Genomic DNA, 584 nt, shown 5'->3' on the forward strand with positions numbered 1-584 from the left:
AACTGTTTTATACGATTTTTTTGTTTTTTCGAGAATTTAATTGCCCCAAACAACATTTACGCATAAAAAAAGAAGCCAAGTAATCCCTGACTTCTTTCATGCTTTAACGTTTTGAAAGGCGACCGATTAAGAAAGCCCCTGCTGCTAAACCAAGTAGCGTATTTGTTTTTTTGTTGAACACTTGCTTCGTTACAAGCGCTAAATTTTGTGGACGCTCTGCTAGACGGCGCATAAAGTAGCCGTACCAATCTTCGCCAAACGGTACATATGTTGTGAAGTGATACCCTTCTTTTGCCAATTCCTTTTGCATATCTGAACGGAAACCATAGAGCATTTGGAATTCAAATTTATCATTCGAAATATCATGCTCTTTAACAAATTTTTTAATATGCGCAATAATCGTATGGTCATGTGTCGCAACCGATGTATATTTTGCATGCAGTAAACTATATTCTAAAAGTTTTACATAGTTCTCATCAATGTCTGCCTTGTCTGTATAGGCCACATCTGCTGGCTCCTTATACGCACCCTTTACAATGCGTAATCGATAATCACTGTATTTTTCTAAATTATCCATCGCCTCG

At 37.2% G+C, this 584-nt stretch carries 1 protein-coding gene; it reads right to left on the bottom strand.

The features are described 5' to 3' along the window. Positions 1 to 103 precede the first annotated feature (103 nt). On the bottom strand, positions 104 to 584 hold a 481-nt coding region (locus KTHG_RS00100; RefSeq protein ID WP_186439473.1), incomplete at its 5' end, for a proline dehydrogenase family protein.

Origin of the sequence: Kurthia sp. Dielmo, from assembly GCF_000307285.2 — a bacterium.
Classification (GTDB): domain Bacteria; phylum Bacillota; class Bacilli; order Bacillales_A; family Planococcaceae; genus Kurthia; species Kurthia populi.